Raw genomic sequence first — 25,793 nt, 5'->3', positions numbered from 1 at the left:
AGGTGAATCTTCACGACACATTGTATGTGGTGGTTGTGGCATGAGCCACATAATCTGGATCTATCCCTTTCACTTACTGGAGGCTTTCCCCATGCAAGACAACCTCTCCACGAAGCAGTCTGGGCCGGCAATGGCGCCGGCCGAGGACTGCGAAGCCTGGCTCCAGCCCATTCCCGAGTCCCAGCGCACGCACAAGGTTTCAGGCCAGTTCTGGATCTGGGCCGGCGCCAACCTGGCCCCCATCAACTGGGTATTGGGCGCCCTCGGAATCCACCTGGGGCTGGGTTTCGCGGATACCGTCATCGTCCTGGTCCTCGGCAACCTGATCGGCATGCTGCTCTTTGGCTGCTTCGTCCTGCTGGGCCAGAAGACCGGCGCCACCGGCATGGTTCTGGCCCGGGCAGCCTTCGGCCGGCGCGGAAACTACCTCCCCGCAAGCATCCAGGCCCTCCTGGTGATCGGCTGGTGCGCCGTCAACACCTGGATCATCCTGGACCTGGTGATGGCGCTGTTCGGAACGCTCGGCTGGGTGGATCCCACGGCGCAGAACTACGCCTGGAAGATCGGCGTCGCAACGGCCATCATGGCCACCCAGGTGGCCATCGCCTGGTTTGGCTACAAGGCGATCGCCGCCTTTGAAAAGTGGACCGTCCCGCCCACCATCATCATTCTGGCCGTTATGTCCGCTGTTGCCTGGTTCGGCATGAAGATCGACTGGGCCTACGCCGGCCCCGCGGGCAACATCCTGGAAGGCTCCGAGCGGATCGCGGCCATGAGCGCCGTCATGACGGCCATCGGCATCGGCTGGGGCATCACCTGGTTCACGTACGCCGCCGATTACTCCCGCTTCGTCAGCACCGAGGTCCCCAAGAAGAAGGTCTACCTGGCGTCCGTCCTGGGCCAGTTCATCCCGGTCGTCTGGCTCGGCGTGCTGGGTGCGAGCCTGGCCACCAACAGCGGTGAAATCGATCCCGGGAAGCTCATCGTCCAGAACTTCGGCGTCCTCGCCCTGCCCGTCCTGCTGATGGTGCTGCACGGCCCCATCGCCACCAACATCCTGAACATCTACACCTTTTCGGTGGCCACCCAGTCACTGGACATCACCATCAGCCGCCGCAAGCTGAACCTGTTCGTCGGCGTCTTCTCGCTCATCGCCGTCGTCTTCTTCATCTTCCAGGAGGACTTCGCAGCGGTGCTGGACGCCTGGCTCATCGGACTGGTGGCCTGGGTGGCCGCCTGGGGCGGCGTGATGCTGGTGCACTACTTCTGGATCGAGAAGCGCTGGCCCGGCAACCCCGCACGGCTGTTCGACGGCGTCGGGACCAAGCGGCTGCCCGGCGTCAACTGGGCGGGAGTCACCTCCCTCCTGGTCGGCATCTTCGCCACCTGGCTGTTTATGTACGGCCTCGTTCCCGCCATGCAGGGCCCCATCGCCGTGGCCCTGGGCGGCTGGGACCTGTCCTGGCTGGCCGGCGGGCTGGCGAGCGCCACGAGCTACGCCATCCTGGGCCCGAGGGTCCACCGCAAGTTCCTCGAATCCGCTCCGGCTGCCGGCGCCGACGCCCAGCCCTCCCCGGCCCTGGCCGGAATCCCTGCCCGGCCCAGCGCCCCGGCCGGCCTCTAACCTAGGAACACCTGACATGACCATTGACGCATTCCCCGATTCCGCCCACCCGATCACCTGGCCCGAGGGCAAGCAGGCGGCAGCCTCCTTCACCTTCGACGTCGACGCCGAATCCTGCACCATCGCCCACGATCCCAAGAGCACCAGCCGGATGTCCCTGATGACCCACCAGTCCTACGGGCCCAAGGTGGCAGTCCCCCGGCTGCTGCAGATCCTCCAGCGGCAGGACATCCGTGCCACGTTCTTCGTCCCCGGCTTCACCGCCGAGTGCTATCCGGACACGGTCCGGCGCATCGTGGACGCGGGGCATGAGGTGGCCCACCACGGCTACCTGCACGAGCCCATGCAGGGTATCGACGCCGAGACGGAGGCACGTTACATCGACCGCGGCCTGGAGGCGCTGGCCAAGGCAGCCGGGGTGGAACCGGTGGGCTACCGGGCGCCGTGGTGGGAACTGAACTGGCACTCCCCGGCGCTCCTGGCGGACCGCGGCTTCCTCTACGATTCAAGCCTGCTCGACGGCGATGCCCCCTACCGCTTCAGCGTCGCCCCGGGCGACTCCCGGGACATTGTGGAGATTCCGGTGGACTGGGCGCTGGACGACTGGGAGCAGTACGCGTTCTACCCGGGCGTCACCGGCAGCGGCGTCATCGAGAGCCCGGCGAAGGTCCTGGAAATGTGGACGCTGGAGGCGGAGGCGCACCATGCGCAGGGCAGCTGCTTCGTCCTGACCAACCATCCCTTCATCTCCGGCCGGCCTTCCAAGGCTGTAGCCCTGGAACAGCTGATTGAACGGGTCAAGGGAATGGACGGCATGTGGGTGGCCACCATGGAAGAGATCGCGGAGCACACCCGGCGGACGGTTCAGGAAGTCCACACCCACGCCCGCATCCAGGTGCCCTCCTTCCCGGATACCGGGGCGAAGTTCACGCCGTCGGTGGTCCGGGAGTCACGGCCCGCCGTCGCCGGCTGACCTAACCACAACCAGACGCAGAGTGGCGCTGCCCAGCCGGGCAGCACCACTCTGCTTTTTAAGGTGGCTGCCTCACAGTGAAGCACCCGGAGGCAGGGACGCCAGATACTCCGGGGGTGGCATTGTCAGGGCCAGGGTCTACACTGAAGTAATCGAACATATATTCGAATAAAGGTGTGTTGTGGGCGTTATTATCGGTCCCCGCGTGATACATGCGGGCGCCTCGTTGTTGTCAGTGCTGATTGCCCCGGTTCCCGTCGCCGCAGGGTTTCCTTCGCCGGCGCAGGACTACTTCGATGGCCGGATCGACCTGAACGCCCACCTGATCAAGGACATCACCAGCACGTTCGTGGTCCGCGTGACAGGAGACTCCATGGAGCGCGCGGGCATCAGCGACGGTGATGAGCTGATCGTCAACAGGGCACTGGAACCCCGGGACGGCTCGGTGGTGATTGCCGTGCTGGACGGGGAGCTGACGGTGAAGCGCCTGCGCCTTACAGCCACAGGCGTGGTGCTGCAGGCGGAGAATCCAAAGTATCCGGACATCAGAGTGCCTGCCCTCTCGGAGCTGACCATCTGGGGCGTGGCCACGAGGTGCCTGCACCATGTCTAGCCGGCGGCGTCCGGGTGCCTGCCGATGAGCAAAACCGTCCCCATGCGGCAGATGCCGCAGATCGCCCACGTAGACGTGAACTGTTTCTACGCCTCGGCGGAGCGTGCCTTCGATCCCTCGCTGGAGGGCAGGCCGCTGGTGGTCCTTTCGAACAACGACGGCTGCGCCGTCACCCGCTCCCCCGAGGCGAAGGCCCTGGGCATTGCCACCGGCGAGCCGTGGTTCAAACTCGCACCCCGCGCGAAGGAATGGGGACTGGTGGCCAAATCCAGCAACTACGAGCTCTATGGCGACATCAGCGCCCGGGTCATGGAGCTGCTCGGCAGGTACTCCGCGTGGCTGGAGGTTTACATTCTGTATCCACAAAGCTGTTGTTGGAGGCCTCGGGGACGCTCAAGGGCTTCGACTTTCTTCTGGATCAGATGCTAATTAGGACGCCGCCCAGGCCGCGGGAAATCAGGGAGGAGGCTGTGGCCGCACTCGTGGAAGGCGAAAGTCGCCTTGGAGCAGCGCAACAAGATCCTCCAGGCAACCCTTCGAGGTTCCCTTCTGGAGGGCAAGACGGCGTTCTACAACAGCTGCCGCAAGAGGTTTAGTACAGGGCCACTGCGGACTGTTTTGCCTCTAAGGTAGTCAGGCGGTGGTCATTGGAGACGTAGGTGTAGTTGATCGGTGCCGTTTTCCGGAGCGGCTTGGTGAGTCTAGTTGCGTGCCACCGCGTCCTGCCTTTTGCGTGCCGCATCTGGCTCAAGCTATCCACACGGCGGATGAAACAGTGCTCGACTCTCGGAATGTCTTCGTGAATTACCCGCATTTCAGTTGCATGAGCGATGATTGGTGTTGTGGATGATCAACGTATTCATGGCCTGGTTGAGGTGGCGCCTGAACAACAGGCCGACGCCCCATCGCCCGACGAATCAGCACGGCCACTTTTCCAGCGTGACTTTGGAACGGGGATGTCTGGTGAGCGCAAGAGGCCGCCGACGATTGCCGATGTCGCACGCGTTGCCGGCGTTTCGCAGCCTACCGTCTCCCGCGTCCTGACCGGCAACATTCCGGTGCGCGATGTGACGAAGGATCGTGTCCGGGCCGCGATGAAAAAGCTCGGCTACCGGCCGAACGGTGCGGCCCGCGCACTCGTGCAGGGGCGGCAGCCGATTGTCGGCGTCATCACGCGTGACACCGCATTGCATGGCTACACGCGAATGCTGGCCAACATCGAAAGCCGGGCACGCCAGGCCGGCTACCTCGTTGCCATTGTCGCCCTCGACCCTGCAGACCTGCAAAACGCCACCTCGGCTCTGGATCTGCTGCTTGGTCAGCCTATCGTCGGGGTCGTCGTCCTTGACTACACCACTTACGACGCGCGCCTGAAGGACAGCCTGGGTACCTTGCCCATCTCCACGGTGATACATGGCGACCAAACCGACATCGACGTACCCCATGTGCGCGTCGATGACAGGAGGGCGGCGTACGAGGTCACGAATCACTTGCTCGCGCTTGGCCACCGGACAGTTCATCACGTCGCCGCCCCAAGCCGCGGCGGGGAACCACATATCCGCGAAGCGGCCTGGCGCCAGGCGCTGATTGATGCGGGCGCCTCCGTCCCTGAAGTCCATAGAACCGACTGGTCAATCACTGCCGCCCGCGAGGCAGGCGCGGCCTTGGCGCGCGACCCCGACGTAACAGCGATCTTTTGCGCCAACGACGAGCTCGCGTTCGCCGTGATGCGCAGCATCCACGAAGCGGGCAAGCGGGTCCCGGAAGACATCAGCGTCGCAGGGATCGACGACGAGCCTCTGGCGGCGGCTTGGGTTCCGGCCCTGACCACCTACCGGCTTGATTTTGATTGGGCCGGCGTGGCGGCACTGGAACTGCTGATGGAACTCGAAGAGCCGCACCGCACGGCCGGCATGCCGTCTTACGGACTTGTCATCAGGGAAAGCACGGCACCTCCCACACCCGCTGTCTGAACACCCTGCGGGACGAAACCGGCCCGAAAACTTCTTGCAATTAAAAAATGATCAACGCTTGCATGACTTCATGTCAGGACATATGCTGTTCTTCAATCGGATTTGATCAACGCTTGCATTAGGCGGATCGACGCAAAGGAGCATCGTTTGGACAACACGCAGACCTCGCCAACCACCACGGTTGTGGCAGAGCAGGAAGCGGAAGAATCCGTTGCCCCGCTCCCGTTCCGCTTCGAGTGGACCACGGGCCAAATGCGCCTGACCTTCACCGCCGACACCGATCTGCCGGTGATCCTGAGCGGCGTCAGTGACACGGATTCCGCGGTGGCGCGTACCATGCAGCCGATTGTCGAACTCATCGCAACGGGCGACGGCCGTGCCCGGACAACGACGCGCTTCACCAACACCGGGGTGGGTTCCCGCCTTCGCTACGCAAGCCACGCCGAGAGCGTCCACGACGGAGCCGCCGAACTGGAGGTCGTGCAGCGGGACCCGCATACGGGGTTGGAGGTGACGACGACGTTCACCGCGTCGCCCGCGCTGGCAGCCGCCCGCGTGAAGACGACTGTCGTGAACACATCGGCCACTCCAGTGATCCTTGAGGCGGTCAGTTCCTTTTCGGCCGGGGCGTTCGTCTATCCTGGCGAATCGACGAAGGACCTGCTGCTGCACTCCGGTACTGGCGAGCAGTTGGCGGAATTCCGCTGGACGACCCAGGCGTTGTGGAGCCAGAAAAACCTTGCCGATTTCAACTCGGCCAACATGAACCAGCCCGGTCGTGGTGGCGTTGAGAAGGTCAGCACCTCTACCTGGTCCACGGCACGTGCCCTGCCGACCGGCGCCCTTGAGAACAAGGCCACAGGACGGTCCTTTGCGTGGCAGATCGAACACAATGGGGGGTGGCGCTGGGAGGTTGATAACGTCCGCGAGGATGAGGACTCCGTGGCCCTCGTCCTGCTCGGCCCGGAGGATCTCGATCACCACTGGTCGCACAAACTTGCACCAGGCGAAGCGTTCACGTCGGTGCCGGTGTCGTTTGCCGTCAGCGGGGACGGGTTCGTGGGCGTCATCGCAGAGCTCACCCGCCATCGTCGGTGGTTGCGCCGCCACCAGAATGCCGACACTAGTTCACTACTGGTCTTCAACGACTACATGAACACGATTAACGGCGACCCGACGACCGAGAAGCTGCTCCCTCTTATCCAGGAAGCGGCGGCCGCCGGCGCCGAGTGCTTCTGCATTGACGCCGGCTGGTACGACGACACGGCGGCCGGCGATTGGTGGCCCTCTGTCGGCGAGTGGCTTCCTTCGGCCCGGCGCTTTCCCGACGGCGGACTGGCACGGGTGGTTTCGGCGATCCGGGATGCCGGTATGGGAGTCGGGATCTGGCTGGAGCCTGAAGTCATCGGCGTCGACAGCCCGGTCGCCCAGCAACTCCCGGACGGTGCTTTTCTGCAGCGCCATGGGCACCGCGTCACAGAGCATAAACGCTACTTCCTTGACCTGCGCCACCCCGCTGCCCGCGCGCACCTGGACACGACATTCGACCGGCTCATCACGACGTTCGGCATCGACTTCTTCAAGCTGGACTACAACGTGACCCCCGGGCCGGGCACGGACTTCGAAGCCTTCTCAGTCGGCGCGGGCCTGCTCGGGCACAACCGCGCCCATCTCGACTGGTTCGCCGGGCTCCGCCGCCGCTACCCCAACGTGGTCTTCGAGAACTGCAGTTCCGGTGCCATGCGGGCCGACTTCGCCATGCTGGAACTGTTCGACTTCCAGTCCACCTCCGACCAGGAGGACTTCCGCCTTTACCCGGCGATCGCCGCAGGCGCACCGGTGCAAATGCTCCCTGAGCAGGCGGGCAACTGGGCCTATCCACAGTCGTGGATGACCCAGGAGGAGATCGCCTTCACCATGGTCACCGGCCTCAGCGGCCGGCTCTACGCTTCCGGCTATCTCAACCGGATGAACCCGGATCAGCTTGAGCTCGTGCACGATGCCTACAGGCAATTCAAAGTGATCCGCGACAACATCGCCGCGTCCACTCCGAGCTGGCCTGCCGGTCTTCCCCAGTGGTACGCCGACACCATCGCGCTGACGCTCTCCGGTCCCGAGGCTGACCTCCTCTACATCTGGAACCGCGGCGATGAGAACTCTGAAATCTCGCTGGACCTGGGCGACGGTGTCCACGCCGGGCAACTCGTTGAAATCTACCCCCGCACCCTCGCCCCCTGGGACGTTACCGACGGCCCGGGCAACACCGTTCTGATGCGACCCGGCATCAGCGGTGCCACCGCACGGGTCTACACGATCCCGCGCGGCTAACTCCTCCAACCCATCTGCAGTAACCCAACCACGAAGGACAAGCAATGAAGCTTTCTCGGAAAACGGCACGGGCGGCAATCGCGGCTCTCGGTGTCGCTGCCCTCCTTGTCAGCGCAACCGGATGCGACCGCGGCACCTCCTCCGGCAGTGATGAGGTTCAGCTGTTCCTCAACGGCGGCACCGACACTCCCCAGTACAAGGCGATGACGGACCTCATCGCCAAGTTCAAGGAGGAGAAGGGTATCTCCGTGAAGATGACAGCGGCGTCAACGGACTACGAGGACCAGATGAAGGTCAAGCTCGCCTCCGGTGACATCCCCGATATCTTCACCACCCACGGCTGGTCCCTGCTGCGCTACAGCAAGTTCCTGGAACCGCTCACCGACCGGCCATGGGCATCAAAGGTCAACCCGGGCCTGGACTCCGCGATGCGTGACAGTGACGGCCAGATTTACGCCTTCCCCGGCGCCTTCGACACGGCCGGCATCGCATACAACAAGGACGTCCTTGACAAGGCCGGCATCGACCCGGCCACAATCACCACATGGGACGCTTTCGATGCCGCAGCAGCGGCGGTTGCAGCCAAGGGAAGCACGCCGATCTTTTCCAGCGGCAAGGCCCAAGGCCCGGCCGGCCACATGGCCGACTACCTGGCCGCAGACTCGTTCACGGACGCCGAACTCACCCAGATGAAGGAGGGCACTTTCGTCACCTCCGCTTACACCAAGGTCCTCGACCGGGTGAAGTCCTGGCAGAGCAAGGGCTGGTTCAACAAGGACTACTCTTCCGCTTCGGAAGATGACATGGCCCGCGCCCTCGCCAACGGAACGGCCGGCTTCGAGATCTACAACAACAACATCCTCGCCTCGGCCCGGACCTACAACCCGGACGCCAACGTCGGTTTCATCCCGCTGCCGCCCACCAACGGCGATACCCCGTACCTGATCGGCGGCGAAGGCATCGACTCGTTCGGGGTCTCCAAGACCAGCAGCCACAAAGACAACGCCTTGGCGTTCCTTGACTTCCTCGCCCAGCCGGCGAACGCAACTGCCCTTGCCGAAGCGAACGGCGCCGCGGCAGGCCTTGTGGACGTCAAGGTCGACTTCGGCAAGCTCACCGCCAGCTACGACAAGTACGTCACCAGCGGATCGACCCCGGTCAAGCCATACTTCGACCGCGTGTACCTTCCGAACGGCTCGTGGAACACGATGGTCGCGACCACCGACTCCGTGATCTCCGGACAATCCGACGTCGCTGGCGCCGTCGCCCAGATGAAGAACCAGTTCGCCACACTGTACGGCCAGAAATAGCCCAAAAAAGGGGGCCTGCCCACGAACCAACCGGCAGGCCCCCATCCGCATTACCCATCGGCACCGCCGATCCAAAACCTCGCGAAAGCAAGAGACATGAGCCAACAAACCACCCTCCCCCGGACCACCAAGGGGGTCGAATCCCACAAAGAACGCCGGCCGCGGCGGCGCCGTGGCGGGTCAATGAACCTGATGTATGTGCCTGCGATCGCCATGGTCGCCATCTTCATGCTCTACCCGCTTGTCCAGGGCATCGGACTCGCATTCACGAACTGGGACGGATACTCCCCCACCAAGGCCTTCGTTGGACTCGATAATTTCGCGCGGCTCTTCACCGACGCGACGTTCCAGACCGCGCTGGTCAACACGCTCATCTACGGCATCGGCTGCACGGTGCTGCAGCAGGTCCTCGGCCTCGGGCTCGCCGTCGCCCTCGACGGCGCCGGCCGCAGCAAGGCCTTCGCCCGGGCCCTGATCTACCTGCCCGTTCTCGTCTCGCCCGTCGTGATGACCATGATGTACTACTTCCTCTTCCAGTACGACCGCGGCGCCCTGAACGACATCCTCGTCTCGGTCGGATTCGACCGGATCGCCTGGCTCTCCACCGGCCCCGGAACGGTCACCATCGTCGTGCTCATTAACACGCTTCAATTCGTCGGCATCTCAATGGTCATCTACCTCGCCGGCCTCCAAGGCATCGGCCAGGAAATCACCGAGGCCGCTGAAGTAGACGGCGCCCGCGGACTGCGCCTCTTCCGGTCCATCACCCTGCCCCTGCTGCGACCGGCCATCATTTCCAGCGTGATCATCAACCTCATCGGCGGGCTCAAGCTCTACGACGTCATCCAGGTCCTCACGGCCGGCGGCCCCGGATACTCCTCACACTCAGTGTCGACCCTGATTGCACGCAGCTACTTCGGCCAGCAGGCCGCCGGCTACGCCTCCGCCATGGGCGTCGCGCTTTTCGTGCTGATCGCCGTGGTCTCAATCTTCCTCGTCGCGCGCATGGACCGCACCGGAAAGGACCTCTGATGGCCACCACAATCGCACCGAAACGGACCGCTTCACCACGCGTCCGGCGCACCTCCCAAGCCGGACAACTCGGACGCTGGATCTTCATCGCCATCGCCGTGATCACACAGGTGACCCCGTTCTATCTGGCCCTGACCACAGCCTTCAAACCCGTCACCGACACCACCTCGCTGTGGCTCCCACCCCTGAACGGCGGAACACTCCATAACTTCGCCACAGCCTGGGACTCCGGGCACCTCGACTGGGCCCTGGAGAACGGCCTGATCGTCACCGTCGTCAGCACCGCGCTCACCTGCATCGTCGGCGCCATGGCCGCCTACCCCCTCGCGCGCCGCAGCACGAAACTGAACCGTTTCGTCTCGCTGGCCATCCTCGGCATGCTCATGGTCCCACCCCTGAGCATCCTCGTTCCCCTCTACACAATGCTCGCCCAGCTCGGCCTCCTGAACACCTACGTCAGCCTCATCCTGGTCCTCACCACCCTGCAACTCCCCCTCGCAGTGTTCCTGTTCACCCAGTTCATGCGGACACTGCCACTCTCTCTCGAGGAAGCAGCCGCCATCGACGGCGCCGGACTCACCACCACGTTCCTACGCATCGTGCTCCCCTCACTCAAGCCCGTCTTCGCGACCGTCGTGATCCTCACATCAACCAACGTATGGAACGAGTTCGCCATGAGCTCCTACATCCTGAACAAAGCCGAAGTCCGCACGCTCGCCCCCGCCGCAGCCAGCTTCTTCGGTACCCAGGGCAACAACGTCGGCGCCGCAGCCGCCGCCGCGCTCATCGGACTCCTCCCAATCCTCATCGCCTACCTCTTCCTCCAAAAGTACTTCGTCAAAGGCGCCCTCGCCGGAGCCGAAAAGTAACACACCAACCGCAAACGACATCACTGTGCTTGCAACCGATGACGAGCGCCGGACCTTGGAACCCGCGGATGCCACACCGGCAGAAGACACCGAAAAGGAGATAGTCCCCTTGATGAATATTCAGATCCTCAAGAGCTCTCCGGTGCCGCTGTATTTCCAGATAGCCGAAGCGATTCGCGCAGACGTGCGGCGAAACAACATCCCGGCAGGTTCCAAACTCATGACCGAAGGCCAGCTGGCACGTGAGCTGAAAGTGGCGACAGGAACTGTCCGCCAGGCCATGCAGTTGCTTGCTGAGAACCACGTCGTCGTTCGAGTGCAAGGGTCTGGAACCTACGTGGCCTAGCGGCAAATCTTCCGATTTGTTGTTAGCGCTAATACATTGATCTACCGTTCCGAATGGAGAAATACAGATGACGCCAACACTGGATCCGTCAGCCAGCTACGTGATCGGCGTGGACTATGGCACCTTGTCAGGGCGCGCCGTCGTCGTCCGCGTCTCGGATGGCGCCGAGCTGGGCAGCGGCGTCTTCGAATACCCGCACGCCGTCGTCTCTGAGCGGCTTCCCTCCACCGGCAAGCGGCTGCCGGCTGACTGGGCGCTCCAAGTGCCCAACGACTACCGCGACGTCCTGCGCCATGCGGTACCAGCTGCCGTCGCCGACGCCGGAATCGACCCGGCAGAGGTGGTGGGCATCGCCACTGACTTCACCGCGTGCACTATGGTCCCGACGGCGGCGGACGGCACGCCGCTGAACGAACTGGAACGTTTCGCGGACCGGCCGCACGCATACGTGAAGCTGTGGCGGCACCACGCAGCGCAGCCGCAGGCTGACCGCATCAACCAGCTCGCCGAAGAGCGCAACGAGTTCTGGCTCCCGCGCTACGGCGGCCTGATCTCCTCGGAGTGGGAGTTCGCCAAGGGCCTGCAGTTGCTCGAGGAAGACCCCGAAGTCTACGACGCGATGGACCACTGGGTTGAGGCAGCCGATTGGATCGTGTGGCAGCTCTGCGACAAGTACGTCCGCAACGCCTGCACGGCCGGATACAAGGGCATCTACCAAGACGGCGAATACCCGTCAGAGGACTTCCTCGCAGCATTGAACCCGGAGTTCAAGGGCTTCGTGTCCGAAAAGCTGGAACACACCGTCGGCCGTCTGGGTGACGCCGCGGGCTACCTCACCGAGGAAGCCGCGGCCTGGACCGGGCTGCCTGCAGGCATCGCAGTGGCGGTTGGAAACGTGGACGCCCACGTCAGCGCCCCGGCTGCCAACGCAGTACAGCCGGGACAACTCGTCGCGATCATGGGCACGTCCACCTGCCACGTGATGAACGGCGATGTCCTCCGCGAAGTGCCCGGCATGTGCGGCGTGGTAGACGGCGGCATCGTGGACGGTCTCTGGGGCTACGAAGCCGGCCAGTCCGGCGTCGGAGACATCTTCGGCTGGTTCACCAAGAACGGTGTGCCGCCGGAGTACCACGAGGCCGCAGCCGAAAAGGGTTTGGGCATCCACGAATACCTCACCGAACTCGCGTCGAAGCAGGCCATCGGCGAGCACGGCCTGCTCGCCCTGGACTGGCATTCGGGCAACCGCTCCGTGCTGGTGGACCACGAGCTCTCAGGCGTGGTGATCGGCCAAACCTTGGCCACCAAACCCGAAGACACCTACAGGGCGCTGCTTGAAGCCACGGCGTTCGGCACGCGCACCATCGTGGACGCCTTCCGCGATTCCGAAGTTCCGGTCAAGGAGTTCATCGTGGCCGGCGGGCTCTTGAAGAACACGTTCCTGATGCAGGTCTACGCGGACATCACGGGCTTGCAGCTTTCCACGATCGGCTCGGAGCAGGGCCCGGCCCTTGGCTCAGCAATCCACGCTGCCGTGGCCGCCGGGAAATACAAGGACATCCGGGAAGCCGCGGCCGCCATGGCAGCCGCCCCCGGCGCGGTCTACACACCGATCCCGGAGAACGTCGCAGCCTACGAAGCCCTTTTCCAGGAATACCGGACCCTGCACGACTACTTCGGCCGCGGAACCAACGAGGTCATGCACCGCCTCAAGGCAATCCAGCGCACTGCACACGAGGCAACCGTCCCGGCAGGAACCCGAGCATGAGCGACCTGCTGGAAACCATCGCGCAAGTCAGGCGCGAAGTCTGCGATCTGCACGCCGAGCTAACCCGCTATCAACTGGTGGTGTGGACCGCGGGCAACGTCTCGGGCCGCATCCCGGGGTATGACCTCATGGTCATCAAGCCCTCCGGCGTCTCCTACGACGACCTGACCCCCGAGCAGATGGTGGTCACCGACCTGTACGGAACGCCCGTAGCCCGCCTAAGCTCGGACGCCGACGGCAATCCGGCCGCCTGGGGCAACCCGGACCTGTCTCCCTCATCGGATACGGCAGCCCACGCGTACGTCTACCGACACATGCCCGAGGTCGGCGGAGTAGTGCACACGCATTCCACTTACGCCACCGCGTGGGCTGCCCGCGGCGAGGAGATCCCGTGCGTGCTGACCATGATGGGCGACGAATTCGGCGGACCTATCCCGGTGGGCCCGTTCGCACTGATCGGCGACGACTCGATCGGGAAGGGCATCGTGGAGACGCTAAAGAACTCCCACTCACCCGCGGTCCTCATGCAAAACCACGGCCCGTTCACCATCGGCAAGGACGCGAAATCCGCGGTCAAGGCCGCCGTGATGTGCGAGGAAGTGGCCCGCACCGTGCACATTGCCCGGCAGCTGGGCGATCCGCTGCCCATTGACCAGGCCAAGATCGAATCCCTCTACGACCGCTACCAAAACGTCTACGGCCGCTAGATCGGCCCCGCAAGCTTACCCAAGGAGCCCCACATGCCCAACGCCAACAACACGTCCCTTGAGCAGTACGAGGTCTGGTTCCTCACCGGCAGCCAGCACCTCTACGGCGAGGATGTGCTGAAACAGGTCGCCGCGCAGTCCCAGGAGATCGCCGCCGCCCTGAACGCTTCCTCCGACGTGCCCGTCAAGCTCGTCTGGAAGCCCGTGCTGACCGACTCGGACGCCATCCGCCGCACTGCGCTGGAGGCCAACTCGGACGACGCCGTGATCGGCGTGACGGCCTGGATGCACACCTTCAGCCCGGCGAAGATGTGGATTCAGGGCCTGGACCTGCTCCGCAAGCCGCTGCTGCACCTGCACACCCAGGCCAACGTGGAACTGCCCTGGGCGGACATCGACTTCGACTTCATGAACCTCAACCAGGCCGCGCACGGCGACCGCGAATTCGGCTACATCCAGTCCCGTCTGGGTGTGCCGCGGAAGACCGTGGTGGGGCATGTCAGCAACCCGGAGGTGGCCCGCCAGGTGGGTGCCTGGCAGCGCGCCTCCGCTGGCTGGGCCGCCGTCCGGACCCTGAAGCTGACCCGTTTCGGGGACAACATGCGCAACGTGGCCGTCACCGAAGGCGACAAGACCGAGGCCGAGCTGCGCTTCGGCGTCTCGGTCAACACCTGGTCCGTCAACGAGCTCGCCGACGCCGTGCACGGCGCCGCAGAGTCCGACGTCGACGCACTGGTGGCGGAGTACGAGCGCCTGTACGAGGTGGTCCCCGAACTTCAAAAGGGCGGCGCCCGCCACGAGTCGCTGCGCTACAGCGCCCGCATCGAACTCGGTCTCCGCAGCTTCCTGGAGGCGAACGGCTCGGCCGCGTTCACCACCTCCTTCGAAGACCTCGGCGAACTGCGCCAGCTCCCCGGCATGGCCGTCCAGCGGCTCATGGCCGACGGCTACGGCTTCGGCGCCGAGGGCGACTGGAAGACCGCCATCCTGGTCCGGGCCGCCAAGGTCATGGGCGCCGGACTGCCCGGCGGCGCCTCCCTCATGGAGGACTACACCTACCACCTCACTCCCGGCCAGGAGAAGATCCTCGGCGCCCACATGCTCGAGGTCTGCCCCTCCCTGACCGCCACGAAGCCGCGCGTCGAGATCCACGCACTGGGCATCGGCGGCAAGGAAGATCCCGTCCGGATGGTCTTCGACGCCGACGCCGGCGCCGGCGTCGTCGTGGCGCTGTCCGACATGCGCGACCGGTTCCGCCTGGTGGCGAACGCCGTCGACGTCGTCGATCTCGACGAGCCGCTGCCGAACCTGCCGGTGGCCCGGGCGCTCTGGTCGCCCAAGCCCGATTTCGCCACCTCCGCCGCCGCCTGGCTCACCGCCGGCGCCGCCCACCACACCGTCCTCTCCACCCAGGTGGGCATGGAGGTCTTCGAGGACTTCGCCGAGATCGCCAAGACCGAACTCCTCACCATCGACGAGGGCACCACCATCCGGCAGTTCAAGAAGGAACTGGCCTGGAACGCCGCCTACTACAAGCTGGCCGGCGGACTGTAGCGGCCAGATGCGCTAAGGCGGCCATGTCCTCCCTTGTTCAGTCCGGCCTAGCACTCTCTCATATTTGGTCGATTCATCGCGATGGGATCATGCTCCGGAACCCTGAACTAACGCCTGTGATCTGAGATGTCGCGGATGTTCTCTTGGCCTTTCAAGGCTGCGGTCAGCCGATCGCGCTCCTCAAGCACGGCGTGCAGGGCGGTGGCATAGGCGTTGACTCGTCTATCGAGTGCATCGCGTTCTGCGACCAGTCGCTTGTTCCGTTTGCGTTCGTCGTCGAGTTGTGCCCGGACGCCGTCGACTTCAGGCTTTGTGCGGTTCAATTCGCGCGCTCTCTGCTGAAATTCGTCGTTGATGTCTTTGTTGTCGTGGGTGAGGCGGTGGCGTTTGACTCCGGCGACCTCGACCAGCCTGATGCTTGTGAGGGGACCGGGAACCCGGCCCTCCAGCAAGTCATCTTTGGCCCGTTCGAGTGCTGCACGAATGATGTGTGCGTCCTGATCGCTCATCGTTTCGGCTCCTCGTGGTTCTTGACGGCGTCGGTCAGGGTTTGTTTTATGAGTTCGAGTCGGCGGTGCCGAATCGGGGGTGCCAGTGGATCGTCGGGAAGCGACTCGATGTCGGCGCGAAGTTCGAGGATGTCTCCGTCAGTTCGCGCAATGTTCGAGCATGAGCTTCTACATTCTCCAAGGGAAGGCTTCTCTTCGGATTCCTTTGTGCACAGGGCTGTGGCTTTGTTGAACACGCAGTGCATTCCCCGGCCCTTGAAGACTTGAAGCACCGGATCCTGGAGAAGCCTGTCGGCCTGGCGTCCCGTGGGGATTGTCCGGCCGGCAAACTTCGCCTGCGCACGTTGGATTCTCGATTCGAATTCGGTCGCCGCTGGTCCGCTGACCTGGCCTCCGGAGTCGAGGTAGGCTTCCAGTTCATCAACGTCTTCGATGCGTTCCAGCCAGCGCTCCAGCGCGAGCTCGTCCAGGAAGCCCGCGCCGTAGGTTCCCGCGTACCCCTGGGTGATGTGCGTAGCCACGTGCCCATACTGGATTGCTGCTGCAACCAGGCCCCTCGGCTGGCGAACGATGTGCCAGGCGAGAGTTCTGCGAAAGCGCCTCGGGCTGACACGGCCATGATGGTCAGCAGGAATGGAATCGGGCCTCGCGTTGTCCTCACAGTATTTGTTGACCCATTCAATGAACTCGACGATGTCGGCGCCGATCTGAGAGGTCGTGAGGGCCTTGCCCGGCCTGAGATTGTCTGGCTCGGCCGGACCCCGCACCGGTTTGGGACGAAGACGCAACGGGAAGAGAAGCTTCTCGGGGTGCAGCCGGGTCAGTACATCGATGGCCCGGGCCACGATCGGATGGACCACCCACGGAATTTCCCTTTGTTGACCCTCGACCGCCTTGGCGCAGCCATCGGTCCGCGCGCCTTTCCACCGCACTCCGGTGACTGACCACCGTCCGGTGGGTTCATGGTGTTCAACACAACCACGCTCGAGGCTCAGCACCTCCCCGGGCCGCATGCCGGACAGATACGCGATAACTATGAAGCACGCGGTGGCGAGATGCTGTGCGAGATTGGTTGCGTCATCGAAGGGTATGGGCCTTGTTCGCCATGGTTCACCGTCAACCATCCCTTCACATGGCGTTCCCAGGTAGACGTTGTCGTCAATCTCGAGACCCGATTCGTGGATCAGATCCCGGTCATGCCGCGAGTGTTCATGCCCCGTCGAGTAGGTGAGCCTGCCAAGGTGCTGCCAGCGGATTTCGCGGCTGCCGTCCTCGCGGGAACGGCCCGGCAGTTTCTTGCCGTCGCGGGCAAGTTCGTCCAGGACGTGCCGTAGTCTCTCCCGTCGCGTTCCGGGAGGCGCCCACCGGCCAATGCCCGGTGCACGATACCGGTCCTCCTGCTGAAGCAGGAGGCAGTATTCACGAAAGGATGCAGTGAGGTCCGCGGAAAACTCGTCGACGAACCGCATGGCCCACCCAAGGAGCGGGACCAGGGTCTCATCATCGATTCTGGCTGTGCGGTTCCGTGATCGGTGCTGTGGTTCGGCGAACAAATCCCGCGCGAGCTCCCCAAGCCATGGTTGAGGTTCCGGCAAGCGGAGCACCTCGGGGACCACGTCGCGGTAGGCCCATAGCCGGCGGGTCTCGCTGATCATTTGTCCTTTGGAGAGGTAACTCACATCGAGTGCCGAGATGTGGTCCAGCATGAGGTCGAGTTTGGCTGCCGAAAGCTCCTCCAGTGAGGTCAGTCCGTGATCTTCGGCCCAGGTCAGGACCTTTGCCAGCGGAGTCCGCGCGAAACTGATCGTCCGTAGTGAAACGCGTTTCCCCAGTTGCGCCGCCGGCAGGGACCTGGCTGTGTCGTCGTTGATCAGAGACCAAAAGTATTCTTTTACTGCCAACCGCCACCTGGACGGAAAGGCCTCGAAGGTCAGACTCACCTTGGTGCCGTGGTCTTCAAAAATGCCTGGGGTCAAGTCCCATCTATCGTCGGCGAACCGGGACAACCGGGAGGGATCTACATCTGGCCGGACCGGCCGGTTGGTGAGCACAAGCGGGTTTTCCTCGAGGAGCCGCCCGCTTTGTGCGGCTGCGTGATGAGTCACCGCAGTTCAAGCCTTCCGTCTAACAGTGCTTCGACGAGGGCTGCGTCCTCGCTGGTCGCCCGGGATGCAGCCACTGCAATGTCGGCCCGCTGTTGTTTGAGTAGGTCATCGAGTTGTTCGGCGGCCGTGCCGTAGAGCTGCTGCCAGCGTTGGGGTGGAAGCTCATCCCGAAGCGCCTCCAGCCGCTGGCGGAGCAATGCCTGAATCGGGACCTGCCGCGGTTCGGACCGGGCATTTGCACAGCCCAGACAGAGCAGAAAGGATGCCGTGCACGGCTTTCCCGGTTCCGTTGCGGGTCCGTTCTTATTGTCGATGCAGGACGTTGCCACCGTTTCAAGCCGGCCCTCCAGAAGGGTTCGCAGTGTCTCGACCGGAATCCCGAACCGCTGGGCGACTCCGGTCGCGTCAGTGGCTGCCTGCTCGACATCGCGCTGGGTCAGGGCGAGGGCGATTCTCCCTGACGTGATGCGCTCTACCTCGGTCTCCAGGACGCGTTGGACAACCCCCTGGTTTGCGTCGAGGGATCCAGCGTCGCGGGACAAGTACGTGTCCGCCAGGGTGCCAGCGGTGTGCGCCACGGGACGCTGGTGAAGTTCAAGGAAGGTGCGTCGGAGGCGCTTGCTGTCCATGCGTTGCCGCTTGCCGTCCTTGTCGGTCCAGCCTTTCCATAGGCTCGTGCAGTTGATGTCGGTTATCTGCCGAAAGCCCAGGCCATTTGTGGTGCTGGCTCGTTGTTGGTTCCAGTGCCCGACCAGCAGTGCGTCTGTGGATGCGAGCTGGCGGGCGCGGCGGCACAGCTCCTCGGCAATCATGTAGAGGCCGAACGGGGACCCGTAGTCGTCCTTCTCATCCTCAAATTGGTGTGGCTCGATCCAGGCCGGAATTGATGTGAGGGGAAAGTCCATTTCGGCTTTCATTGGCCCGCGCCGGGGTTTGGAACCGCGGGTGATCAGCACCTTGGTCTCGCCCTGCCAGTCGCCGTCCGCGCGGCTGTACCGCGTCGTCAAGTTACAAATGGTGGATAGGTTCTGCCCGGTCAGGCACTGGAACAGCACGGCCATGGCCGCCACTTCTGAGGCGGTGGGGAAGAGTGAACTGAAGGCTTTCGTTGCTCCACGTATGGAGCTGTGACCGCGCGATGCACCGGACGTGTACCGCGGAACGTCGCCGAACAATGCCAGATGATTCAGAACGCCACCTCGGTCCCGGCTGCGTTCCGGGCCTCCCGGACGGTCCGAAGCGTCTGAGACCTGACCGCGTTCCTGTCGCCATGAACTGAGCTCGATCTCGCCGGCGCGAATACGCTGCAACGCCGTGCGGACGTCGGACCGTGCTGCCCATTGGATGCTCCGAAACTCCGCCTTCGTGTAAGAAACGGACAATGTCGAGCGTCTCGCGTTGGGAAGGGGCGCGAAGAGGGCGTTTCTGAACGGCATCGGCACGTCGGGATTCGAGCGAAGTACGACCCGAATGGCATGCAGCGCGCTGACCGCGGAAGCCGTGTGTCGCATGCGCAGCTCCGCCAGGTGCACGGGGCGAAGGTCCGCAGTCCGGGCGGGCGGCCTCGGGCCGGAGGCCATTAGCTTCACAAACATACTGATTCCCGCGAAGAGGTTCGCGGCAGAGGGGATCGTGCGTCGGGTGCCGGCGGGACCAGTCGCCAACGCGAATCCCTCTGCGAACAGCGTTTGAAGCTCTGGCGCCACATTCAAGGCGTGGAACGAGAAGTCTTTGAACCCACGGCCGGCCTCGGGATAAACGCGCACGATGGTCCGGCCGTCCGACAAGAAATGATTGTCAGGGGATGCGTACCCCGCCTTGGGAAGTGCAGCCTCCCTCATCGGCTTTCCTCAACGGGCCTGACTTCGTCAAGACGGACTCTCGGGTCTGGCCGGAGCACGTGCAACAGCGTCTCGGCCTGCAGCTCGTTGACGCCATGCTCGAGCAGTAGCTTCACATCAAGACCACGAAACGGGTCCAGATAGATGTCCCTGGTTGTATTCACGTCGGAGTGCCCGAGCATCATTTGGACCAGAGACCAGGTGTCACCGAACTGCTCTCGGAAATCGAGAGCTTGGCCAGGGCTGAGGCTTGGTGCCCGTCGTTCCCACACCAGCCGTCCAACTGCGTACCAGCGCAGGGCGAAGCTGTGGCGCAACACATGGGGATGACACTGCAACCGGTCGATACCCGCCCTCGCCACTCGTCGATTGGCCCCGTTGAAGCACTTATACCAACTCCGCTTGCCACGCGGGAGGCCATCCTCGTTCAACCAGAGAGCCAAAGGCTCCAGACCCTCGGCCGTCCGCACAAAGAGCGACTGTCTTTCTTCGGGCGACAGGTCATTCAGCACCAACAAACTCGACGGGCGGCCCGGTTCACTGAGAGTCAGGAGTGCGTCCTCACGGACCTCGCAAATAATGCGCATGCCGGAAAGTCGCTCATATACTCCCGAAGCGCGGGCACGGCGAATGGACGAGGCCCGCTCTGTCTCGATGTAGTTCCAAACACTGTTGAGCACCTCACGCTTGGCCCAGTACGGGCGACCATGCCCGCCTTTTGCGCAGGCATCCGCCAGACGGAGAGTGACGTAGTTGTTTTCGTCCGACGGATGCCTCAATTCGTTGACCAGGACGCTCGCCCATTCCTGAAGGCGCAGCCCAGTCCCATGAAGTCCGTCGACAAAAGCAGCGTCCCGTGTCAGGGACCGCGGCCGCCAACGGATTCTCTCCGTCCCGTCCGGCGCCATGCCCAGAATCCCCACATCGCGCCACCTTCTGAACGCTCCCGGGGAGAACCATTTCACGTCGGCAGACCTGACCGTGGACGCGCCCGCCCGACCGCGCTTTGCGGAATACTCCGGGCGCGTGCCCCAGGTCCTTCTGTCCCGTGGGCCCCTGACAAGGGAATCAGGTGTGCCGAGAGATGCGAGGGCAGTCTCTTGAAAGCCTTCGGCCCAACCATAAAAGGCGGAAATAGCTGACAGATCGTCGCGCCAGGTTGAACCTGCCACGCGTCGTGGATTGTTCTCATCTGTCCGTCGCCAGAACTTGTAGTCGAAGAGGTCGTCGTCCGCGGCGGCATCCCACGCGGTTTGGCGAAGCTCAAGGAAGTTCATCCAGACGCGGAGGGCGAATGCATATTTGCGATTGGTTGAGGCGGCCCTGTTGCGCATTCTGCGGCTTGAAAAAAATGCGTTGACAGCGGCATGTGGAGAGCCCCGCCCGTCGAGGAGAAACGGTCGCCCGACCCTTGCTGCGTTGCCATGTCCATCGGACAATGGCCCGAGCGCGCGAACCAGCAGTGCGTCAGCCGCTTTCTGAGGCAATGCCTGAACAAAATGCAGGTGCCATGTTCTGGTTACTGACTCACTCATCTATCCGAAGCTAGAGGTCGTGCGCGACGGCGCCGGTACAACACGCAGGAAGGGGTGTGAGAATTTACAGCATCGACGAGGCCTTCCTCGGAGTGAAGGGGAAGCCGGAGCAGCTGCTGGCGCTGGGAAGGACCATGAAGAATGCCGTCCGCCGCAATGTGGGCGTGCCCGTATGCGTCGGGATCGCGCCCACCAAGACGCTGGCCAAACTGTGCAACAAATGGGCCAAGAACAACCCGGCATTCGGCGGGGTATGCCACTGGGACAGCGTTCCCGCCGCCGTGCGGGAGCAGCTGCTGGGGCGCCTGTCCGTGGAGGAAATCTGGGGCATCGCCGGCCGCCTGACCAGGCGCCTGAACGCCATCGGCATCTACACCATCCTGGACCTCACCCGCGCCGACCCCGTGGCCATCCGGGACAAGTTCTCCGTGGTCATGATGCGCACTGTCCTGGAACTCAACGGCACGCCCTGCATCCCCATGGAAGAGGAGCGCCTGGGCCGGGACCAGCTGATCTTCTCCCGTTCCTTCTCCACCCCGGTCACCACGGCGGCGGGGCTGCGGCAGGTCCTCAGCGTCTACGGCCAGAATGCGAGCGCGCGGCTGGCCAAGCACGGGCTGCAGGCGAAAGTCCTCACCGCATTCGCCGGCACCTCGCCCTTCAGCGGGCAGGAGCAGGCCTATCCGTCCGTGTGCGTCCCGTTGCCGATGCCAACCGCCGACCCGCTCCTGCTCACCCGGGCGGCGCACGCCCTGCTGCCCAACATCCGCGATGGCCTGAAGTACGTCAAAGTGGGGCTCATGCTGACGGACCTGCGGCCTACCGGCAACCAGTCCCCGCTGGAGCTGTTCGAGAACCGGCACGAGGAACGCCACATCGGCACCCTGCTGGAGGACGTGGGCAGCCGCTTCGGACGCGGCTCCATCGGCCTGGGGCACGCCGGCATCAAGTCGGGCCTGGACTGGACCATGAAACGGAACATGCGGTCCCCCAGGTACACCACCCACTGGGACGAGCTTCCGCTGGTGAAAGCTGCCTAAACGGCCGTTTGACTGAGCCGCACGGAGGTCCAGGGCCGCCGAGGGCAACTAGGTCAGGCCCGCGCTTCGGCGAGGTCCTTGAGTTTGGCGAGGGCCACGGGCCACGTTTCGTTCAGCATGGCCGCCCAGTCCTCCACGCTCTCAACCTCGACCTCGACTTTCGTTACGCCGTCGGCTTCGGTGAACGAATAGTTTTCGTGGGCTCCGATGAATTCCTGCGCAGCATCACTGGTCGTGTCATCCACACCGCGGACGATCTGGCCGAGATACCGCAGGGACACGAACTCGTTCGGCCTGCATTCCTCAACTGTTGCGATCATCCCTCCCACGGACCCCTCACCGTCCGGGCCGAGGAATCGAATCTCGCTGCCCGTGTTCCAGTCGCCCTCATAGAAGGAACCTGTCTCGCTGAAGGCACTCGTCCATTCCCGGTAGGTGGCATCGTCGAGCATCGTGGCCCAGACGGTCCCGGCGGGAGCGTTGATATCCACCTCAAATTTCAACTTTTCCATGCCTGATCGTACGTCGGCATCAGGACCCGGAAACAGGCCCCAATGACCGGCAACCTATGGGATTCATTGCCGCGGGAACACTCCTTCCGGTGCCCCGGAAAAAGACGTCCCGCGACGTTTCTTGTCGCTGTGCTACGCCTTGTTGAGCCCCCGCGACCTCCCGTGAACGCCCGCTACGGGAACGATTGTGGCGCTGCCGGTCGCTCCGTAATCTCAACTCAGCATCCGCCCCAGCAAAGGAATTCCAGTGTCAGATCCCTCGCGCCAAAGCCCCAAGAATCCGCAGGACCAGCCAGGCTCCACCCGCATCGTTGCCGGCCAGTCCGCCGCGCCCAAGCGGCCGCTCGGGCTGAAGGTCGGCATCGCCGTCGGCATCCTTGCCCTCATTGGCGGGGGCGCCGCCGTCGCCTCCGCCGTGAACGGCGGGACCCCCGCGGCAGTGCGGGAGACCGCCCCCGCCGGCAACCCCGCCGGGGAACTCAAGCTTGGATACTTCGGCAACGTCACCCACGCCCCCGCCCTGGTGGGGGTAAGCCAGGGCTACATCGCGGAGGAGCTCGGCGATACCAGGCTCAGCACCCAGGTGTTCAACGCCGGCCCGGCCGCGATCGAGGCGCTGAACGCCGGTGCCATCGATGCCACGTACATCGGCCCGAATCCCGCCATCAACTCGTTCGTGAAGAGCGGCGGCGAATCGGTAAACATCATCGCCGGCGCTGCAGCCGGCGGCGCCCAGCTGGTGGTTCGGCCGGAGATCAGCTCCGCCGCGGACCTGAGGGGCAAAACCCTTGCCTCCCCGCAGCTCGGCGGCACGCAGGACGTGGCCCTCCGCGCCTGGCTCGCGTCCCAGGGCTACAAGACCAACGTTGACGGCAGCGGTGACGTGGCCATCAACCCCACCGAGAACGCCCAGACCCTGAAGCTCTTTCAGGACGGAAAGCTCGACGGCGCGTGGCTGCCTGAGCCGTGGGCCTCACGCCTGGTGCTCACTGCCGGAGCCAAGGTCCTGGTGGACGAAAAGGACCTGTGGGACGGCTCGCTGTCCGGCAAGCCGGGCGAGTTCCCCACCACCATCCTGATCGTCAACCAGAAGTTCGCCGCCGACCACCCGGAGACCGTGAAGTCGCTGCTCAAGGGCCACGTGAAGTCAGTCGAATGGCTGAACAACGCCTCTACCGACGACAAGGCCGGCGTCATCAACGCCGCCCTCAAGGAAGCCGCGGGCGCGGAGCTGAAAGCCGACGTCATCGACCGCTCCCTCAAGAACATCGTGTTCACCGTGGACCCGCTGGCCGGAACCTACGAAAAGCTCCTGGCCGACGGCGTCGCTGCCGGCACCACCAAGCAGTCCGACATCAACGGCATCTTCAACCTCACCGCCCTCAATGAGGTAACGGGCGGGAAGACCCCGGCTGCCGGGCTGGGGAAGGAGTAGCAGGAGCCCAATAAACGTTTAGGAAAACCCGCCCGCCGCGGGAACCACTTCCGGCGGCGGCCAGGTTCAGCCTTCCTCCGGGGCGGCACCCGCCGCCGGAGCCGCAGCGTCGCCAGCCAAGGCCTTGCGCCGGCGGGAAATCTGGATGGCGATGGCTGTGGGGATCACAGCCAAGGCAGTGATCCGCATCCACGGCCGGTCCAGGACATGACCGGTGAGGGCATCCAGGGAATAGGGCCCGGAGCCGCCGATCGTGAACGCTGCTGCTGCCAGGCCCAGCACGGCTGGGTACTCCAGACCGCCCTCGGTGGCGAAAAAACCGTTCGGTGCGTGGACACTGGCCGCGACGCCCATCGTGGTTGCCGCAGCTGCGCCGGCAGCTGGGGTGCCCAGCCCCAGCGCCAGGGCAAACCCAGCTCCGGCTTCACCTACACCAGCCAGGACGGCGCTGGGTTTCGCGGGTCGGAATCCCATGGCGTGCATGCCCTTGCTGGTGCCTTCAACGCCTCCCCCGCCAAACCAGCCGAATAGTTTCTGGGTTCCGTGAGCGACAAGCACTCCTCCCAGAGCGACCCGGAACAGGGTCTGCGCGGCGGCCGCCGCCTCGGGACTCGTTGTTACATTGCCCATAACAGTCCTCCTGGGGTTGTTTGAGTCGCTGCACGGCTCGCTGTCATCACGAGTGTACGTCCGTGCAACTTCCGGGTCACGGGCGGCGACCGGACTGATCACTCCCTAGAGAACCGCATCCAGTTCAGCCCGCGTGGGCGGGTTGGCGCCGGGCCGGGAAACCGTCACCGCTGCGGCCCGGGCAGCATGCGCCAGGAGCTCGGCCAGGCCCTCGGCCGGCAGTTCCCGCAGGTCCTTCCGGTTCTGCGCGCCGTCCAGGCCGCGGTCCACCAGGCCGGAGAGCAGTGCCGCCATGAATGAGTCCCCTGCCCCCACGGTGTCCGCCACCTCAACCCGGGGTGCCGGCACTTTGGCTTCACCGGCATGGCCCACTCCCCAGGGCCCTTCCGCGCCGCGCGTGACCACCACCATCGCGGGGCCCTCGGATCCGCCCAGCGACAACCAGCGCCGTGCGGCATCCAGCACGTCCATGTCCGGGTACAGCCAGGCGAGGTCCTCATCGGAGGCCTTGACCACGTCCGCCAGGGTCACGAACTTTTCCGTGTGCCGGCGCGCGTAGTCCACGTCGGTGATGATGCTTGGCCGGCAGTTGGGGTCGAAGCTGATGGTGGCGTGCGGGTGGGCGTATTCGACGGCGGCCAGCACATCGGTTGCGCCGGGCGCCAGCATGGTGGCGATGGAGCCGGTGTGCAGCAGGGTGGTGCCCTGCAGCATGAAGGCAAGCCGGTCGGCGATGCCCGGAAGCTCCCAGGTGAGGTCGAACGTGTAGGTGGCGGCGCCGTCGTCGTCAATCAGGGCCGTGGCCACGCTGGTGGGCAGGTCATCGGGGCCCATTGGAACCATGACGGAGCTGGCGCGCAGGTGCGCCGCGACGGAATCGCCGTAGGCGTCGCGGCCGTACCGGCCGATGAACTGCACCGGGTGGTCAAGGCGGGCCAGGCCCACCGCCACGTTCAGCGGGCTGCCGCCCACGTGGGCTTCAATTCCCGAGGCGCGCTGGACAACGTCAACAAGGCCTTCGCCAATAACAGTGAGCATGGTCATACTCTGCCAGAAAGACGGCAGCCAACGCCGGTCCGTGACGACGTC

The 25,793-nt window shown here is 64.2% G+C and carries 20 protein-coding genes and 2 pseudogenes; 15 read left to right on the top strand and 7 right to left on the bottom strand.

What is annotated here, in order from left to right:
• Positions 1-91 precede the first annotated feature (91 nt).
• The 13 genes and pseudogenes from NFU08_RS03325 to araA all read left to right on the top strand — a co-directional run bounded on the left by NFU08_RS03325 (position 92) and on the right by araA (position 15,097).
• Positions 92-1,624, top strand: a complete 1,533-nt coding sequence (locus tag NFU08_RS03325) for a cytosine permease (protein ID WP_251420731.1) — start codon at positions 92-94, stop codon at positions 1,622-1,624.
• A 16-nt stretch (positions 1,625-1,640) separates the two neighbouring features.
• Positions 1,641-2,597 carry a polysaccharide deacetylase gene (locus tag NFU08_RS03320; protein WP_174179709.1) on the top strand — a complete coding sequence of 319 codons (957 nt, stop codon included), beginning with the start codon at positions 1,641-1,643 and terminating at the stop codon, positions 2,595-2,597.
• A gap of 181 nt (positions 2,598-2,778) precedes the next feature.
• Entirely contained in the window at positions 2,779-3,210 is a 432-nt protein-coding gene (locus NFU08_RS03315; RefSeq protein WP_251420729.1) for a LexA family transcriptional regulator, read from the top strand.
• Between the two features lie 42 nt (positions 3,211-3,252).
• Positions 3,253-3,561 (top strand): annotated as a pseudogene (locus NFU08_RS03310) (DNA polymerase V subunit UmuC); the annotation flags it as partial.
• 491 nt (positions 3,562-4,052) lie between these two features.
• Complete coding sequence (locus tag NFU08_RS03305) at positions 4,053-5,183, top strand: LacI family DNA-binding transcriptional regulator (RefSeq protein WP_251420727.1); 1,131 nt, start codon at positions 4,053-4,055, stop codon at positions 5,181-5,183.
• Between the two features lie 147 nt (positions 5,184-5,330).
• Positions 5,331-7,511, top strand: coding sequence for a glycoside hydrolase family 36 protein (locus tag NFU08_RS03300; RefSeq protein ID WP_251420725.1), 2,181 nt, complete (start codon positions 5,331-5,333; stop codon positions 7,509-7,511).
• A gap of 44 nt (positions 7,512-7,555) precedes the next feature.
• Positions 7,556-8,821 carry an ABC transporter substrate-binding protein gene (locus NFU08_RS03295; RefSeq protein ID WP_251420723.1) on the top strand — a complete coding sequence of 422 codons (1,266 nt, stop codon included), beginning with the start codon at positions 7,556-7,558 and terminating at the stop codon, positions 8,819-8,821.
• Positions 8,822-8,917: 96 nt separating this feature from the next.
• The gene (locus tag NFU08_RS03290; protein ID WP_174179717.1) at positions 8,918-9,853 is read left to right on the top strand and encodes a carbohydrate ABC transporter permease; all 936 of its coding nucleotides are present in this window, start codon (positions 8,918-8,920) and stop codon (positions 9,851-9,853) included.
• Positions 9,853-10,722 (top strand): carbohydrate ABC transporter permease, encoded by an 870-nt coding sequence (locus tag NFU08_RS03285; RefSeq protein ID WP_251420722.1) that lies wholly within the window; start codon positions 9,853-9,855, stop codon positions 10,720-10,722. Before NFU08_RS03290 ends, NFU08_RS03285 begins: the two co-directional genes overlap by 1 nt.
• A 112-nt stretch (positions 10,723-10,834) precedes the next feature.
• A complete protein-coding gene (locus tag NFU08_RS03280; protein ID WP_174179721.1) occupies positions 10,835-11,068 on the top strand; it encodes a GntR family transcriptional regulator in 234 nt (77 codons plus the stop codon).
• Between the two features lie 67 nt (positions 11,069-11,135).
• On the top strand, positions 11,136-12,836 hold the full coding sequence (araB, locus tag NFU08_RS03275; RefSeq protein WP_251420720.1) for a ribulokinase: 1,701 nt from the start codon (positions 11,136-11,138) through the stop codon (positions 12,834-12,836).
• Positions 12,833-13,543, top strand: coding sequence for an L-ribulose-5-phosphate 4-epimerase (locus NFU08_RS03270; RefSeq protein ID WP_251420718.1), 711 nt, complete (start codon positions 12,833-12,835; stop codon positions 13,541-13,543). Before araB ends, NFU08_RS03270 begins: the two co-directional genes overlap by 4 nt.
• 33 nt (positions 13,544-13,576) lie before the next feature.
• Positions 13,577-15,097, top strand: a complete 1,521-nt coding sequence (gene araA, locus NFU08_RS03265; RefSeq protein WP_251420715.1) for an L-arabinose isomerase — start codon at positions 13,577-13,579, stop codon at positions 15,095-15,097.
• A gap of 107 nt (positions 15,098-15,204) precedes the next feature.
• Here the strand turns inward: araA and NFU08_RS03260 are convergent, their stop codons facing one another.
• From NFU08_RS03260 to NFU08_RS03245, 4 genes are read right to left on the bottom strand one after another with little or no spacing between them, the layout of a single operon-like run.
• On the bottom strand, positions 15,205-15,606 hold the full coding sequence (locus tag NFU08_RS03260) for a hypothetical protein (protein WP_251420713.1): 402 nt from the start codon (positions 15,604-15,606) through the stop codon (positions 15,205-15,207).
• Positions 15,603-17,711: a hypothetical protein gene (locus NFU08_RS03255; RefSeq protein WP_251420711.1), complete on the bottom strand. Its 2,109-nt coding sequence runs from the start codon at positions 17,709-17,711 to the stop codon at positions 15,603-15,605. The genes NFU08_RS03260 and NFU08_RS03255 overlap by 4 nt, the downstream gene beginning before the upstream one ends.
• Positions 17,708-19,552, bottom strand: a complete 1,845-nt coding sequence (locus NFU08_RS03250) for a hypothetical protein (RefSeq protein WP_251420709.1) — start codon at positions 19,550-19,552, stop codon at positions 17,708-17,710. The genes NFU08_RS03255 and NFU08_RS03250 overlap by 4 nt, the downstream gene beginning before the upstream one ends.
• Positions 19,549-21,087 (bottom strand): site-specific integrase, encoded by a 1,539-nt coding sequence (locus NFU08_RS03245; protein ID WP_251420707.1) that lies wholly within the window; start codon positions 21,085-21,087, stop codon positions 19,549-19,551. The genes NFU08_RS03250 and NFU08_RS03245 overlap by 4 nt, the downstream gene beginning before the upstream one ends.
• A gap of 56 nt (positions 21,088-21,143) precedes the next feature.
• On the opposite strand from NFU08_RS03245, the pseudogene NFU08_RS03240 reads away from it, so the two are divergent.
• A pseudogene (locus NFU08_RS03240) lies at positions 21,144-22,127 on the top strand (DUF4113 domain-containing protein); the annotation flags it as partial.
• A 53-nt stretch (positions 22,128-22,180) separates the two neighbouring features.
• Here NFU08_RS03240 and NFU08_RS03235 read toward each other — a convergent pair.
• Positions 22,181-22,639, bottom strand: a complete 459-nt coding sequence (locus NFU08_RS03235; protein WP_251420705.1) for an SRPBCC domain-containing protein — start codon at positions 22,637-22,639, stop codon at positions 22,181-22,183.
• Positions 22,640-22,886: 247 nt separating this feature from the next.
• Between NFU08_RS03235 and NFU08_RS03230 the strand changes: the two genes are divergently transcribed.
• Entirely contained in the window at positions 22,887-24,074 is a 1,188-nt protein-coding gene (locus tag NFU08_RS03230; protein ID WP_251420703.1) for an ABC transporter substrate-binding protein, read from the top strand.
• Positions 24,075-24,140: 66 nt separating this feature from the next.
• Here NFU08_RS03230 and NFU08_RS03225 read toward each other — a convergent pair whose 3' ends face one another.
• Both NFU08_RS03225 and NFU08_RS03220 read right to left on the bottom strand, forming a co-directional pair.
• Positions 24,141-24,704 carry a DoxX family protein gene (locus tag NFU08_RS03225; RefSeq protein ID WP_174179735.1) on the bottom strand — a complete coding sequence of 188 codons (564 nt, stop codon included), beginning with the start codon at positions 24,702-24,704 and terminating at the stop codon, positions 24,141-24,143.
• A 105-nt stretch (positions 24,705-24,809) separates the two neighbouring features.
• On the bottom strand, positions 24,810-25,769 hold the full coding sequence (locus tag NFU08_RS03220; RefSeq protein WP_281359070.1) for a carbohydrate kinase: 960 nt from the start codon (positions 25,767-25,769) through the stop codon (positions 24,810-24,812).
• Positions 25,770-25,793 lie beyond the last annotated feature (24 nt).

The sequence above is a fragment of the Pseudarthrobacter sp. NCCP-2145 genome, from assembly GCF_023708005.1.
In the GTDB taxonomy this organism is placed as follows: Bacteria; Actinomycetota; Actinomycetes; order Actinomycetales; family Micrococcaceae; genus Arthrobacter; species Arthrobacter oxydans.
The sequence above is the reverse complement of the archived record's forward strand: the minus strand, read 5'-3'. Positions and strand labels throughout refer to the sequence as shown.

What these genes read in the sequence shown, in the direction of transcription:
- NFU08_RS03325 (WP_251420731.1), top strand. Translation starts at nt 92, where the DNA reads ATGCAAGACAACCTCTCCACGAAGCAGTCTGGGCCGGCAATGGCGCCG.
- NFU08_RS03320 (WP_174179709.1), top strand. Translation starts at nt 1,641, where the DNA reads ATGACCATTGACGCATTCCCCGATTCCGCCCACCCGATCACCTGGCCC.
- NFU08_RS03295 (WP_251420723.1), top strand. Translation starts at nt 7,556, where the DNA reads ATGAAGCTTTCTCGGAAAACGGCACGGGCGGCAATCGCGGCTCTCGGT.
- NFU08_RS03290 (WP_174179717.1), top strand. Translation starts at nt 8,918, where the DNA reads ATGAGCCAACAAACCACCCTCCCCCGGACCACCAAGGGGGTCGAATCC.
- NFU08_RS03285 (WP_251420722.1), top strand. Translation starts at nt 9,853, where the DNA reads ATGGCCACCACAATCGCACCGAAACGGACCGCTTCACCACGCGTCCGG.
- NFU08_RS03280 (WP_174179721.1), top strand. Translation starts at nt 10,835, where the DNA reads ATGAATATTCAGATCCTCAAGAGCTCTCCGGTGCCGCTGTATTTCCAG.
- araB (WP_251420720.1), top strand. Translation starts at nt 11,136, where the DNA reads ATGACGCCAACACTGGATCCGTCAGCCAGCTACGTGATCGGCGTGGAC.
- NFU08_RS03270 (WP_251420718.1), top strand. Translation starts at nt 12,833, where the DNA reads ATGAGCGACCTGCTGGAAACCATCGCGCAAGTCAGGCGCGAAGTCTGC.
- araA (WP_251420715.1), top strand. Translation starts at nt 13,577, where the DNA reads ATGCCCAACGCCAACAACACGTCCCTTGAGCAGTACGAGGTCTGGTTC.
- NFU08_RS03260 (WP_251420713.1), bottom strand. Translation starts at nt 15,606, where the DNA reads ATGAGCGATCAGGACGCACACATCATTCGTGCAGCACTCGAACGGGCC.
- NFU08_RS03250 (WP_251420709.1), bottom strand. Translation starts at nt 19,552, where the DNA reads ATGAGGGAGGCTGCACTTCCCAAGGCGGGGTACGCATCCCCTGACAAT.
- NFU08_RS03245 (WP_251420707.1), bottom strand. Translation starts at nt 21,087, where the DNA reads ATGAGTGAGTCAGTAACCAGAACATGGCACCTGCATTTTGTTCAGGCA.
- NFU08_RS03235 (WP_251420705.1), bottom strand. Translation starts at nt 22,639, where the DNA reads ATGGAAAAGTTGAAATTTGAGGTGGATATCAACGCTCCCGCCGGGACC.
- NFU08_RS03225 (WP_174179735.1), bottom strand. Translation starts at nt 24,704, where the DNA reads ATGGGCAATGTAACAACGAGTCCCGAGGCGGCGGCCGCCGCGCAGACC.